Raw genomic sequence first — 12392 nt, forward strand, 5'->3', positions numbered from 1 at the left:
GACGAGACCGCAGGTGCCGGACTCGTCCGAGCCTGCCATGGGTAGTCACGGAGGAATGTCATGACGAGCAGGTCCATGCACCGGGCGAACGAGCGCAAGCGCGCGAAGCAGGCCAAGCGGGCGAAGGTGTCTGCCGCCACGGCCGGGTTGATGGCGATCGGCACCGGGGCACCTCTCGGAGCCATGGTCCTCTACGCCGCGCCCGCCGAGGCGGCCGGCTTCAGCGTCACGAACACCGCCGACGCCGGGCCGGGCAGCCTGCGAGCCGCCGTCGAGCAGGCCAACGCCGCCGACGGTGCCGACGTCATCACCTTCGACGCCGTGGTGAGCGGCACGATCGCCTTGACCAGTGGCGAGATCGAGATCACCGACGACCTGACGATCGACGGCCCCGGGTCCGGGACCCTGAGCGTCGACGCCGGCGGCGACAGTCGGGTCTTCAACGTCATCAGCACCCGCGAGTGCGTGCCGGACGGTGGGTTCTACTACGGATACCCGACCTACGACTGCACGTCCGACGGGCCGGTCGAGGCCGTGGTCATCTCCGGGCTCACGCTCGAGGACGCCGCCGCGCCGTCCACGACGTACGACTACTACGGCTACACCTACACGATCGAGGAGAACGGCGGGGCGGTCTACGCCAACACGTTCTTCTACGGCAGCGACGGCTACTACGACGCCCAGCGCTCGGCGCTGGTGATCGACGACGTCACCATCACCGACTCACAGGCCGCTTCGGGGGCTGCGATCTACGTGCGCAACGCCACGCAGGTCACGATGACCGACTCGACGTTCCGTGACAACGACAGCTCCCGAGGTTCCGGCGGCGCGGTGCGCACGCGTTCGACCCGTGGTCCGGTCACCGTGTCGGGCTCGCAGTTCGACGGCAACTCCGCCCGATTCAACGGCGGCGGGCTGGAGACCAGCTCGACCAGCGGTGACGTCACCGTCACCGACACGACCTTCACCGACAACGTTGCCTCGAGTGGTGGCGCGCTGTCGGTGGCGCGCACGTTCGGCAACGCCCTCGTCCAGGACGCCGTCATCTCGGGCAACAGTGCATCCGACGGCAGCGGTGGCGGTCTGATGCTCTACGGGCTCTACCTGTACAGCGGCGAGAGCAACACCGCGGAGCTGGTCGTCACCGACACGGAGATCTCGGGCAACACCGCCTACGCAGACGGCGGCGGCGTGGCGCTGAGCGGCCCGTACTCCTCGGTGCTGCGGAACTCGACCTCGTTCACCAGCACCACCATCTCCGGCAACACAGCCGTCGGGACGCCGCGCAGCTACGGCGGCGGCGTCTACATCCCGCCGGTGTCGCGGTTCGGTGACCTCGAGCAGACCTTCACCAGCACGACGATCGCGGACAACACGGCCTCACGCGGCGGCGGCATCGTCGCTGGGGACGGGACGAAGGTCCTGCAGAACACGATCGTCGCCGACAACGCACCGAAGGACCTGACGCTCACCACCACCTACGCCGACCCGTTCGAGCTGGACTTCACCTTGATCGAGAACCCGGCGCGCGAGTCGACGGCCGAGGTGACGGTGGGCTCCAGCATCATCGGGGCCGACCCCGAGCTGGGACCGCTCACCGACAACGGCGGGGGCGTGCGCACGATGGCGCCTGCCGTGTCCAGTCCGGTCGTGGACGCGGGAAAGGCGTTCGGGCTGGCGTCCGACGCCACCGGTGGACCGCGGACCGTGGACATCGCGGCGATCCTCAACGCCGCCGGGAGCGATGCCACCGACATGGGCGACGTCGAGGTGCCGGCCAGCGCTGCTGTCCTGGTCGCCAACACGACCGCACCGTCGATCGCCGGATCTCCGGTGGTGGGGTCGACGCTGACGGCGGCGGGAGGCGTGTGGAACCCGGCCGACGTGACGCTGACCTATCAGTGGTTGCGGGGCGGGTCACCGATCGCTGGCGCCACCGACTCGACCTACACGGTGGTTGCGGGAGACGTGGGATCCACGATCTCGGTGCGGGTCACGGCCAGTCGCACAGGCTTCGTCGCTGCCGTCGCGGACTCCAGCCCGACTGCCGCGGTCACTCAGCCTCCGGTCTCCAACACGGCCGCGCCGACGATCTCCGGGACGCCCCGGGTGGGAGCGACCTTGGTCGCGTCCGGCGGGACCTGGAACCCGGCCGACGTCTCGCTTGCGTTCCAGTGGCTGCGTGGCGGGACACCTGTCGCCGGTGCCACGTCGACGACGTACGCGCTCACCGCAGCAGATGCCGGGTCGGGGATCTCGGTCCGGGTCACGGCCACCCGGGCGGGCTTCACTCCCCAGGAAGCGGTCTCGGTCACGACGGCGCTCGTCGCCAAGGGCACGCTGGTCGCTCCGGCTCCGACCATCAGCGGCACGCCGAAGGTGAAGAAGAAGCTCAAGGCCGTTGCCGGGGCGACGTCACCGAGCGGGGCCGGCACGTCCTACCAGTGGCTGCGCAACGGCAAGGTCATCGCCAAGGCGACCAAGTCGACGTACAAGGTCACCAAGAAGGACAAGGGCAAGAAGCTCAGCGTCCGAGTGGTCCGGACGCTGCCCGGCTACGGCGACGACACGCAGACCTCGGCGTCGGTGACCGTGCCCAAGAAGAAGAAGTAGCCGACAGGAGGGCGCTCTCGGGGCGCCGCACTATCCTGCGTCCATGCCAGGCTCTCGTTCGATCGCCGTCGTCACCGACTCGACCGCGAGCCTGCCGGAGGGACTCGCAGCCGAGCGCGGAATCGTCGTGCTGCCGCTGCAGGTCGTCATCGGGGCGGACTCGTTCGACGAGAGCTCGCCGGAGGCGACCCCGGAGCGAGTAGCCGAGGCGCTGCGCGACTACCGCCCGGTCAGCACGTCGCGTCCGTCGCCGGCGGCGTTCGCCGAGCTCTACGACCGGCTGGCACGCAGCGGCTCGAAGCAGATCCTCTCGATCCACCTGTCGGGGGACATGAGCGGGACGTTCGAGTCGGCGCAGCTCGCGGCGCGTGACGTCGGGGTGCGCGTGGTCTGCATCGACTCCCGCCAGGTGGGCGTGGCCACGGGGTACGCCGCGCTGGCAGCCGCCGACGCGGTCGGACGCGGTGCCTCGGTCGAGGACGCCGCCGAGGCCGCCCGGCTGCGCGCGGACGCGTCGTCGTCGTACTTCTACGTCGACACGCTGGAGTACCTGCGCCGCGGAGGTCGGATCGGGGCCGCCGCAGCGCTGCTCGGCGGCGCGCTCGCGGTCAAGCCGATCCTCACGATCGAGGAGGGCGTGGTGTCGTCGCTGGAGAAGGTCCGTACGTCGGGTCGCGCACTGGCCCGCCTGGCCGAGCTGGCCGTCGCGGCCGCGGGCGAGCAACAGGTCGATGTCTGTGTGGCGCACCTCGCCAACCCCGACCGCGCCGCGACCCTCGCCGAGGACCTGGCGACCCGCCTCTCCGACCAGCTGGGTGGGCGCGAGGTGTGGTGCGCCGAGGTCGGCGCCGTGCTCGGCGCCCACGTCGGACCGGGCACCATCGCGGTCTGCGTCTCCCCGCTGGTCTGATCGCGCGACCGCGAGCACGGACCACCCGACGGCTGCCCACGAGTCGTCCACAAGGTCCTCTCCTCGGCTCTTGTCCACAGGCGGATCGCGGGCGCTCGGACGAGGGACCTCGCGAACCTAACGTCGCCGGCATGCGATCTCGACGCCCCTCGCAGGAGCATGCCGACGCCGTGGCCCGACGACTCGCGGAGCTGACGGCGCACCTGGCCGCGTCGCGCGAGGCGACGCAGGACGGCGCAACGCCGCTGGATCCTGCGGTGGGCGACGAGTGGTGGTCCGACCACACGCGGGTGGCGCAGCGCCCTGCGCTGGTGGTCGTGCCCGAGACGGAGGAATGGACCCAGCCGGCCCAGCCTCCGAACCCCGCTCCGGAGCGGGCCACGACGCCACCCCCGGAGCCACCGACACTCCCGGTGCCGGGCCGGCACGCGGCCCGCCGTACCGCTGCCTGGGCGACCGACCTGGTGCCGGCGACGCTGCGAGGTCGCGTCCGGCTCGGTGCTCCGCACGTCGCGACCATTGCGGTCCTGGTCGCCGTCGGCCTGGCGGTGACCTGCTGGCTGGTGGTCAGCAGTGATCCCGAGCCGTCGATGCCGGTCGCCCTGCAGCAGGAGGCCGAGGCGAGCCCCGGCGTTCCCGTCCTGCCGCTCGACGAGACCGCGCCCTCAGCCCCAGGGGCTGCGCCGACGGCACAGGTGGGTGAGTCCGTGACGGTCGACGTCGCCGGTCGGGTACGACGGCCCGGCATCGTGGTGCTCGAGGCCGGCGCCCGCGTGGTCGATGCGCTCGACAAGGCGGGTGGCCCTCGTCCTCGTGTCGACCTGACGTCGCTCAACCTGGCCCGCGTCCTGGTCGACGGCGAGCAGATCGTGGTCGGCGACGAGGGTGGTGCAACGAGTCCGCCCGCGGGGACTCCACCGGTGGGCGCGGACGGAGCGCCGCCTCCAGCGGCGCTGGTCGACCTCAACCTCGCCGACCAGGCACTGCTGGAGACGTTGCCCAACGTGGGACCCGTGACCGCCACCGCGATCATCGCCTGGCGCACCGAGCACGGCGGCTTCACCTCGGTCACCGAGCTGCTCGAGGTCGACGGCATCGGCGACGCGACGCTCGCGCAGTTGACCCCGCTCGTGACCGTCTAGCCGCCCGTGCCCGACCTCGAGGAGGTTGCCGAGGCACCGGCTCCCACGAGGCCCGCGGATCTGCGGATGCCCGCACTCGCAGCTGTGGCCTGGGCGGGGGCCCTGCTCGCGCTGCTGACGCCGGTGCTACTCCTCGCAGCCCTGGCCATGAGCGGGGTGGGCGCCGCCGCGTGGGCCCTGCGATCTCCGCGCGATCGTGCCCTCCTGGCAGCCGGGGCACTGGTCGGGCTCGCGGTCCTGGCCTCGGCGGTGGTCCGCGCCGAGGCCGTGACCGGGGGACCTGTCGCCGACCTCGCCTCCGAGCGTGCCGCTGTCGACCTCGTCGGGGTGGTGCGCCAGGACCCGCGCCGGATCACCGGTCCCTTCGGCGATCAGGTGCTGGTGCGCCTGGACGTCCGGGAGGTGACCGGACGTGGACTGGTGCACCGACTCTCGTCGCCCGTCCTGGTGCTCGGCGACCTGGCTTGGCAGGACGTACCTCTCGGCTCGCACGTCTCCACTGCGGGTCGCCTTGCGCCGGCAGACGACGCGGACGTCGCCGCGCTGCTCCCCGGCGCTGCCGATCCCGAGGTCTTGGAGCGAGCCGACGTGTGGTGGAGAGGGGCCGACGCCGTGCGCGCCTCGATCCGTGAGTCGGTCGCTCACCGTCCCGACGCCCAGCGCGCCCTGGTGCCGGCACTCGTCGACGGAGACGACGGTGGCCTCGACCCCGGGCTCGAGGAGGATTTCCGCACCACCGGTCTCACGCACCTGACCGCCGTGTCCGGCACCAACCTCACGCTGATCGTGGGCTTCCTCGTCGTGCTGGCCCGCTGGGGAGGAGTCCGTGGACGGTGGCTCACCGTGATCGCTGCTGCGGGAATCGTCGGCTTCCTCCTCCTGGCTCGCACCGAGCCGAGCGTCGTCAGGGCGGCCGCCATGGGGACGGTGGGGCTGCTGGCCTTGACGACGAACGGGCGTCAACGCGCCCTGCGCGGTCTTTCGGTCGCGGTGGTCGCCTTGCTGTTGCTCGACCCTCGGCTCGCGGTCTCGCCGGGCTTCGCCCTGTCGGCCCTGGCGACGGCCGGCATCGTCCTGCTCGCGCCGGGCTGGCGAGACCAGCTGCGCTGTTGGATGCCGCTGCCGCTGGCCGAGGCGATCGCCGTACCCGCCGCCGCACAGGTAGCCTGCACGCCGATCGTCGCAGCCCTGTCTGGCCAGGTGAGCCTGGTGGCGGTCCCGGCCAACCTGCTGGTGGCCCCCGTCGTCGGCCCGGCGACCGTCCTGGGCCTGGCCGGGGGACTCGTGGGCCTGGTCGTCGGTCCGGCCGGCAGGTTGCTGGGGACGGGAGCGGGCTGGTGCGTCGGGTGGATCGTGCTGGTGGCGGAGACCGGGGCGGACGTGCCACTCGCGGCGTTCGACTGGGGGAGTGGCGCAGTGGCCCTGACGCTGCTCGTCGGCGTCTGCGTGCTCGGGGTGCTCGCGGTGCCTCTGGCGCTGCGTCGTCCCGGCGTGACTGCCCGTGTGCTGGTGCTCGTGGTCCTGGTCGTGGTGCTGGGACCGAGGCTGTCCCACCTGCCCGGCCTCTCGGGACTCCCTGGTGTGCCTGGGGGTCGGTGGCCGGGCGACGGGTGGGTGATGGCGATGTGTGACGTGGGCCAGGGCGACGCCCTGGTGCTGCGAGCGGGGCCCGGCGCGGCCGTGGTGGTCGACGTGGGCCCGGAGGCGCAGGCTGTCGACGCCTGCCTGGACCGGCTCCACGTCGAGCAGGTGCCACTCGTGGTGCTCACCCACTTCCACGCAGATCACGTCGACGGACTGTCGGGGGTCCTCGACACTCGGGAGGGCGACACCATCTGGACCTCGACGCTGCTGGACCCGCCGGCGGCAGTGGAGCGGGTCACCGCGCTGGCTGCCGAGACGGGCGTCGCCGTACGCACGCCCGACTCCGGTGCCGTCACGGTCGGCGACGTCAGCCTGCAGGCACTGTGGCCGCAGGGGGCCTCGCCACGTGCCGGCCCGGGCGACGGCAGCACCGCCAACGACGCCAGCGTCGTGCTGCTGGCCGAGGTCCGCGGCGTCACCATCCTGTTGACCGGAGACCTCGAGCCGCCCGGCCAGGCGTCGCTGGCGGGCACCTTGGCCCAGCTCGACGTGGACGTGCTCAAGGTGCCGCACCACGGCAGCCGCTACCAGGACCTGGACGTGCTGACGTCGGTGGGAGCCGAGGTCGCGCTGGTCTCGGTCGGTCAGGACAACGACTACGGGCACCCGGCTGCGGAGGTCGTGTCGACGCTGGAGGCATCGGGGGCCGAGGTCGCTCGCACCGACCAGGACGGCGACGTCCTCGTCGTGGCCGAGCCCTCTGGCGGTGTCGTGGTGCACCGCGCCGGGTGACTGTCGGCCGGGTGTGTCAGGCTGCCGTCATGCGGGCTGACGAGGTGCTGGGCAGGGTCGTCCTGGTGACCGGCAAGGAGGAGTTCCTCGGCGAGCGCACCGTGCAGGAGGTCAAGGCGACCGTCCGTTCCCATGACCCCGAGTCCGAGCTGTCCGAGGCCGATGCCGGCGACCTGACGCTCGCCACCCTCGGCGAGCTGTCGGCACCGTCACTGTTCTCCAGCGTTCGCTGCATCATCGTGCGCGCTCTCGAGAACCTGCCCGAGGAGTCGGTCGCCGGTCTGCTCGACTACGCGGCAGCGCCGGCCGAGGACGTCTCGCTCGTGCTGGTGCACGGCGGGGGCCAGAAGGGCTCGGGCACCCTGACCAAGCTGCGCAAGGTCAAGGCGGTCACGGAAGTGAAGTCGGAGGTCCTCAAGGCCTCGGACTACCCGGGCTTCGTGGCCGCGGAAGCGCGTCGCTTCGGCGCCACCATCGACAACGACGCCAGCCGAGCACTGGTCGACGCGGTGGGCCAGGACCTGCGCTCCCTGAGCTCGGCCGCTCACCAGCTCACCAACGACTTCCCCGGGGAGCGGCTCACGGCCGACAAGGTGAGCCGCTACTTCGGCGGGCGCGCCGAGGCCAAGTCGTTCGCTGTTGCCGACCACGCCTTTGGTGGCAACCGGGAGAAGGCGCTGGAGGAGCTGCGCTGGGCCCTCGACAACGGGACCGCAGCGGTGCTGGTGACGTCTGCGTTCGCCGGCAGCGCCCGCGGGCTCGCGCGGTACAAGGGAGCGCCGCGTGGGATGCGGGAGGCCGACCTGGCGCGCGAGGTAGGTGTGCCCCCGTGGAAGCTGCGCACCCTGCGCGACCAGTCCCGCTCGTGGTCCGACCAGGGACTGGCCGGGGCCATCCGAGCCGTCGCCAAGGCCGACGCCGACGTGAAGGGTGCCTCCAGCGACGCGGCCTACGCCCTGGAGCGGCTGGTGCTCACCGTCGCCGGCCTGCGCGACGGCCGGTGACCCGGGTCGCAGCACGCACCCCGCGTTGGTCGCGCTCCGTAGCCTGGCGGCACCCGCTCCCCAGACCCCGGAGGCCACCGATGCGTCGTCATCACACCGCTGCGGCGCTCGTGCTCGTCGTCGCGCTGAGCGGTTGCTCGAGCACGGGATCGGACGAGCCCGAGGCCGAGGCCGGCGCAGCCGGCCCGACGGCTCCCTCGTCGTCATCAGCCGAGCCGTCCGCGAGCCCCAGCGACCCAGGAGCCGGTCCCGACGCCGACCCGGAGCCGGAGGCGAAGCCGGCCCCCGAGGTCTCGGTGCTGGGCCTCAGCGAGCAGCGGCACCGAGGCGACCGGTTGCGTCTGGGTGCCGTGCGAGAGGAGACCGCCGCCTACACGTCGTACGACGTCACCTACCGCAGCCGCAGCTCGACCCGCACCGGACCGGAGTCCTACACGATCTCGGGAGTGCTCAACGTGCCACAGGGGCGTGGCCCCTTTCCCGCCGTGGTGCTCGCGCACGGCTACATCGATCCGGCGGTCTACGTGCGGGGCCAGGGGATGACCCGGGAGCGGGGCTACCTGGCGTCCCGCGGCTACGTCGCGCTGCACGTCGACTACCGCAACCACGCCGAGTCGACCGACGACCCGGACTACCAGCTGCGGATGCGGCTGGGCTACAGCGCCGACGTGATCAATGCCGTGAAGGCGCTGCGCGCATCTGACGACGTGCCGGTCGCCGACGACCGGATCGCGCTGTTCGGCAGGTCGATGGGCGGAGGAGTGGTCCTGAAGACGCTCGTCGCGGCTCCTGGGCTGGTGCAGGCGGCCGCGCCGTGGGCGTCGGTCTCGTCACTCGAGGCACAGAACTTCGACCAGTTCCAGCGCGACGACCCCGCCGACGACCCGCAGACCCGGGCGCTGGCCGAACGGTGGGGCCTGCCACAGGACAGCCCCCGCTTCTGGCAGCGCAACTCCTCACGTCCGTACGTCGATCGGATCACCGAGCCGGTGCTGATGGTGCACGGTCGCTTCGACGACACCTGCCCGCCCGGCTGGGCACGCGCGACCCAGCGCGCCCTTCGATCTGCTGGAGTCGACTCACAGCTGCAGTGGTACGACGACGGGCACGCGTTCGGACCTGCGTTCAACGCCGCGATGGACCGCACGATCGAGTTCTTCCGCGCCCAAGGAGTCTGACCGCGCGGTAGAAGCACGAAGGGCGCCGACTCCCCGAGGGGAGCGGCGCCCGAACGTGACGGACCGTGCTGGCGTGGACCAGAGGTCAGAGCGACGCGGCGGTCTTCGAGATGGCCGACTTGCGGTTGGCGGCCTGATTCTTGTGGATGACGCCCTTCGAGGCGGCCTTGTCGAGCATCTTGTTGGCCTCGCGGCCCAGGACGATCGCCTCGTCCTTGTTGCCGGCGTCCGCGGCCTCGCGGAACTTGCGCACGGCGCTCTTCAGGCCGGTCTTGACGGCCTTGTTGCGCTCGTGACGCTTCTCGTTCTGCTTGTTGCGCTTGATCTGGCTCTTGATGTTCGCCACGGGGTGGTTCGCCTCACTGCTGGATGGTCTGCGGTCGCTGGTGCTGGTGCTTCGAGTTCAGGGTGCGGTCGGCGCAAGGCTGCGGTGATCGCAGGGACCGGACACGCGACGGGCAAATCTAGCAGCGGGCCCGCTCCGCACCCAAATCGATCAGCGATCGGGCTCGGGCGGCCAGCCACGCCGCTCGCACAGCCACTCCCAGAGCACCTCGCCCTGCCAGAGCTGGTGGTCGCGGATGTGGGGGGAGGACGACGGCACCGGGTCGTCGGAGTGGGTCAGGAAGTAGCCGGTGAGCAGCGCGAGCACGATGTCGACTGCCTCGGGCTCGACGCCGGCGAACGTCGGGTGGGTGGCCAGCACTGCCTCGACGTCCAGGCCGTCGCCGCGTGGGCCGACGAGCAGGATCAGGGAGTCGAGCCAGGCCGCGCCTCGGACCGGCCAGTTCCAGCCACACAGCAGCACCCGGCCGTCGTCGGTGAGCAGGAGGTTGTCGTCGCGGACGTCGCCGTGCACCAGCGTCGAGCCACCGACGACCTCCGCGTAGCGCCGGGCCAACGCAGCGGCCTCGCGGCCATGGGGCAGGTCGAAGGTGGCCAGGGTGTGGCGCCAGGCGGCGGGCCACTCGCGGAAGTCGGTGACAGCGTCGTCGATCGTCAGACCGTGTGGTGGTGGAGTCAGGGTGTCTGCTGCTGCGGACAGCATGTCCAGGCAAGCGTCCAGGTCGTCGTCGGTCCACGGTCGGTGGGGCGCACGAGCCTCGACGTGCTCGAAGCCCAGCACGACCCAGTCGTCGGCGTCGTGCACCCAGGCCAGCCGGGTGGCGGGAGCCTCGGGGGGCAGCGCCAGAGCCTTGCGGCCTTCCTCCCGGTAGGCGGCCGCGAAGGAGCGCTGCGCCTTCACCGAGGCGGCCTTGACGAAGTGGAGCGAGCCGTCGGCGCACTCGAGCACCGAGGCGAACCCGGGGGTGAAGCCGGAGCGCTGGGACTCGGCCCGGACGACGGGTGCACCCAGACGGTCCTCGACGAGGGCGCGCACGGGCGGTGGCAGGTGGACCCACTCGAGGCGCTGGGCAGTGCGTCCGCTCGGCACGGCGGGGACGGTCGGGGGAGACACCGTCCCATTGTGGACGAGCCGGCGTCCGATCCACGCCTCACCCGCCGGGCTCCCTGGTAGAACCAGGACATGCTCCGCTTCTACGCCCTGGGCTCAGTCCTCATCCTCGGTCTGATCGCCACCCTCGCGGCCACGATGGGAGGCACCGGGATCTTCGTGCTCCTGGCGATCGCCGTCCTGCTGATCGCGGTCGGGGCCTACGACCTGCTCCAGAAGCAGCACTCGATCCTGCGCAACTACCCGATCATCGGGCACATCCGGTTCCTGATGGAGGGGATCCGCCCCGAGCTCCAGCAGTACTTCATCGAGCGCAACTTCGACGGGACGCCGTACGACCGCAACACGCGCTCGTCGATCTACCAGCGCGCCAAGGGCGTCACCGAGGAGCACCCGTTCGGCACCGAGCGCGACCTGTATGCCGTGGGCTACGAGTACCTCGTCCACTCGACCGCGCCGAAGCCGCAGATGGAGGCGCCGCCGCGAGTCCGCATCGGTGGGCCGGGCTGCACCCAGCCCTACGAGATCTCGCTGTTCAACGTGAGCGCGATGAGCTTCGGGAGCCTGTCGTCGAACGCGATCATCGCGATGAACAAGGGGGCGGCCGCCGGGGGGTTCGCCCACGACACGGGGGAGGGCGCGATCAGCCCGCACCATCGTCACGGTGGGGACCTGATCTGGGAGATCGGCTCGGCCTACTTCGGCTGCCGGACCGACGACGGCGGCTTCGACGAGCAGGAGTTCGCCGACAAGGCGGCTGATCCCCAGGTCAAGATGGTGCACCTCAAGCTCAGCCAGGGCGCCAAGCCCGGGATCGGCGGCGTGCTGCCCGGAGCGAAGGTGACCAAGGAGATCGCCGCGACGCGCGACGTCGAGGTCGGTCAGACGGTCATCTCGCCGGCGTACCACCAGGTCTTCTCCACGCCACGCGAGCTGGTCCGCTTCATCGCCCACATGCGGGAGCTCGCCGGAGGCAAGCCGACCGGCTTCAAGCTCTGCCTGGGTTCGCGGGTCGAGTTCCTGGCGATCTGCAAGGCGATGCTGGAGGAGGACACCTACCCCGACTTCATCACCGTCGACGGCGCGGAGGGCGGCACCGGAGCTGCGCCGGTGGAGTACTCCGACCACGTCGGCATGCCGTTGACGGAGGGCCTCACCACGGTGCACCAGGCGCTCGTGGGGGTGGGGCTGCGGGACCGGATCAAGGTCGGCGCCTCCGGCAAGGTCTCGACCGGCGTCGACATCGTGAAGCGGATCATCCAGGGGGCCGACTACACCAACGCGGCCCGCGCGATGATGATGGCGGTCGGCTGCATCCAGGCCCAGACCTGCCACACCAACACCTGTCCCGTCGGCGTCACCACTCTCGACCCCAAGCGGATGCGTGCGCTCGACGTGCCGGACAAGACGTCGCGCGTCACGTCGTACCACCACCAGACGGTCGAGCAGGCGATGCAGATCGTCGCGTCGATGGGCCTGAGCTCCTTCGAGGAGTTGCGACCCCACATGCTGCGTCGCCGGATCACCCACGGCCGGATCGTGTCCTACGCCGACCTCGTCGAGCCGATGGAGAGCGGGCAGCTGCTCACGGGCTCGGCCGGCTCCTGGGAGGACGACTGGCGGCGCGCCGACCCGGACACGTTCACGCCGTAAGCCGGCGAATGACCCTGCGGCAGCCCTGCGACAGCCCTGCGGGTGGTGTCGCTGTCGGCT

At 71.3% G+C, this 12392-nt stretch carries 9 protein-coding genes; 7 read left to right on the forward strand and 2 right to left on the reverse strand.

Annotated features, from left to right (window positions below; genetic code table 11):
• Positions 1-75: 75 nt before the first annotated feature.
• From Q1K33_RS03655 to Q1K33_RS03680, 6 genes are all read left to right on the forward strand, one after another.
• Positions 76-2613, forward strand: a complete 2538-nt coding sequence (locus tag Q1K33_RS03655; RefSeq protein WP_300400711.1) for a right-handed parallel beta-helix repeat-containing protein — start codon at positions 76-78, stop codon at positions 2611-2613.
• A gap of 43 nt (positions 2614-2656) precedes the next feature.
• The gene (locus Q1K33_RS03660; RefSeq protein ID WP_300400713.1) at positions 2657-3523 is read left to right on the forward strand and encodes a DegV family protein; all 867 of its coding nucleotides are present in this window, start codon (positions 2657-2659) and stop codon (positions 3521-3523) included.
• Positions 3524-3654: 131 nt separating this feature from the next.
• Positions 3655-4665 carry a ComEA family DNA-binding protein gene (locus Q1K33_RS03665; RefSeq protein ID WP_300400716.1) on the forward strand — a complete coding sequence of 337 codons (1011 nt, stop codon included), beginning with the start codon at positions 3655-3657 and terminating at the stop codon, positions 4663-4665.
• Between the two features lie 66 nt (positions 4666-4731).
• Positions 4732-7041, forward strand: a complete 2310-nt coding sequence (locus Q1K33_RS03670) for a ComEC/Rec2 family competence protein (RefSeq protein ID WP_300400718.1) — start codon at positions 4732-4734, stop codon at positions 7039-7041.
• A gap of 29 nt (positions 7042-7070) precedes the next feature.
• Positions 7071-8045: a DNA polymerase III subunit delta gene (holA, locus tag Q1K33_RS03675; protein ID WP_300400721.1), complete on the forward strand. Its 975-nt coding sequence runs from the start codon at positions 7071-7073 to the stop codon at positions 8043-8045.
• 80 nt (positions 8046-8125) lie between these two features.
• Positions 8126-9223, forward strand: coding sequence for a prolyl oligopeptidase family serine peptidase (locus Q1K33_RS03680; protein WP_300400724.1), 1098 nt, complete (start codon positions 8126-8128; stop codon positions 9221-9223).
• Between the two features lie 85 nt (positions 9224-9308).
• Here Q1K33_RS03680 and rpsT read toward each other — a convergent pair whose 3' ends face one another.
• Positions 9309-9569, reverse strand: coding sequence for a 30S ribosomal protein S20 (gene rpsT / locus Q1K33_RS03685; RefSeq protein ID WP_300400726.1), 261 nt, complete (start codon positions 9567-9569; stop codon positions 9309-9311).
• A gap of 150 nt (positions 9570-9719) precedes the next feature.
• Positions 9720-10682: a hypothetical protein gene (locus tag Q1K33_RS03690; RefSeq protein ID WP_300400728.1), complete on the reverse strand. Its 963-nt coding sequence runs from the start codon at positions 10680-10682 to the stop codon at positions 9720-9722.
• A 69-nt stretch (positions 10683-10751) separates the two neighbouring features.
• On the opposite strand from Q1K33_RS03690, the gene Q1K33_RS03695 reads away from it, so the two are divergent.
• A complete protein-coding gene (locus Q1K33_RS03695; protein WP_300400730.1) occupies positions 10752-12332 on the forward strand; it encodes an FMN-binding glutamate synthase family protein in 1581 nt (526 codons plus the stop codon).
• Positions 12333-12392 lie beyond the last annotated feature (60 nt).

Source organism: Nocardioides sp. (genome assembly GCF_029937575.1).
Taxonomy (GTDB): domain Bacteria; phylum Actinomycetota; class Actinomycetes; order Propionibacteriales; family Nocardioidaceae; genus Nocardioides.